The sequence below is a fragment of the Streptomyces sp. NPDC001156 genome, assembly GCF_053598275.1.
The window spans coordinates 1-1,613 of sequence record NZ_JBSFJX010000511.1 but is presented as its reverse complement, the minus strand read 5'-3'; the positions used below and the strand labels follow the sequence as shown (position 1 = coordinate 1,613).

At 72.1% G+C, this 1,613-nt stretch carries 2 protein-coding genes; one reads left to right on the top strand and one right to left on the bottom strand.

The annotated features are described in order from the left end of the window. Positions 1-586, top strand: a 586-nt coding sequence (locus ACWDA7_RS52700; RefSeq protein ID WP_450615316.1) for a hypothetical protein, incomplete at its 5' end; no start/stop codon positions are given. Here ACWDA7_RS52700 and ACWDA7_RS52695 read toward each other — a convergent pair. Beyond that, positions 552-1,460 carry an IS5 family transposase gene (locus ACWDA7_RS52695; protein ID WP_450615314.1) on the bottom strand — a complete coding sequence of 303 codons (909 nt, stop codon included), beginning with the start codon at positions 1,458-1,460 and terminating at the stop codon, positions 552-554. The genes ACWDA7_RS52700 and ACWDA7_RS52695 overlap by 35 nt on opposite strands. Positions 1,461-1,613 lie beyond the last annotated feature (153 nt).

Sequence of the window (1,613 nt, the reverse complement as noted above, 5' to 3'; positions counted from 1 at the left end):
GCTTGATTTCCGCTGGTCGGGCTTGGTGTCGGCGGGTGGGTGGCAGGGATGTCGGCGTCGTGTCGCCGCATCGTTGGAGGGCCGGATGCCGTCGCCTATGGGGCTGCTGGAGGACCGGGAGTTGAGTGCGCGTCAGCGCCTTGAGGAGTGCCGCGAGGAGGCGGAGCGAGCTGCGGCGGCGCTCGCCGAGGCCGAGCGGGCCTGCGAGCGGGCGGTGATCGCGAAGGAGGAGTTCGCGGCGGCGCTGGCCGAGGCGCGCGCGGAGGATGATCCGCCGCCGGACGGCGGGGTGCGGACCGCCGGTGCGGCGCCGGGCACGATCGTGCCCGAGTGGCGGCCGGGGCTTGGGCCGACGGTGCTTGCTGCGGACTACCAGCGGATCATTGGTGCGCTCGAGGCGGTAGCGCGGGAGGGGGCGGGGCCGTTGAACTGCCGTCAGATCGCTGGCCGGTTGGAGTGGGAGACCTCTGCGGCCGGGGTGGAGCGGGTGCGGGCCAAGGCGCGGCGGATGGCCGAGCGCGGCTGGCTGGTCAAGGAGGCGGACGGCCGGTTCAGCGCCGCCGCCCGGCCAGGCGGCGGGTCATGAGCGCAGTCATCGACCAGTAGACCATCGCCTCGGCGACCTCGGTGGTGCGCTCGTAGTCGCGGGCCAGGCGGCGGGTGCGCAGCAGCCACCCGTTGGTGCGCTCGATCACCCAGCGGCGCGGCAGTACCGTGAACCCCACCGTGTTCTCGGCGCGCTTGACCACCTCCAGGACCAGCTTCAGTGCGGCCGCGGCCCACTCCACCAGGGAGCCGCTGTAGCTGCCGTCGGCCCAGATCAACTTCAGGCGGAAGTACCGGGCCCGCGTTCGCGGCAGCAGCGCGTTCGCGGCGTCGCGGTCGGTGACCGAGGCGGCGGTGACCATCACAGCTAGTAGCAGTCCGAGGCAGTCGACCACCAGGTGGCGCTTGCGCCCGTTGATCTTCTTGCCGCCGTCGAAGCCGCGTGAGTCGGCGCCCACGACGGCGTCGGCCTTGACCGACTGGGAGTCGATGATTCCCGCGCTGGGCTCCGGGTCGCGGCCCTCCTGCACGCGCACCCTGCGGCGCAGCCGGTCGTGCAGCTCGCTCAGCAGGCCCTGGGCCAGGTAGCGGCGAAAGAAGCGGTAGACGGCCGGCCAGGCGGGGAAGTCGCAGGGCATCGCGCGCCACTTGATGCCGCCGTCGACCAGGTAGAACACGGCATCGAGCATGGTGCGGTGGCAGTAGGACTCCGGCCGGCCGCCCCTACCCTCCAGCCAGCGCGGCATCGGCAGCGCGTCGCGGACAGCGGCCCACTCCGCGTCGGTCAGGTCGCTGGGGTAGCGGCGCTCACGGTCGCCGTGGTCGGCGGCGTTGCCGAACCGGTGCGCGAGGCAATCACAGGGCGACACGCCGGAGTTGGACGTCGGTGCCGCTGCCGCGGAAAACTGTGACACCTGGGGCCTCCTGGTGCTCGTGGACTCGACATCTCCGAGCTGTGCAGGAGGCCCCTCCCTCATGCGCCGGCCGGCTGGCGATCAACCGAACGGGAGCAGGCCCGAACCCCCGTCCGACCCTCACACCGCAAGATCGCTTTGATAACGGCTTCT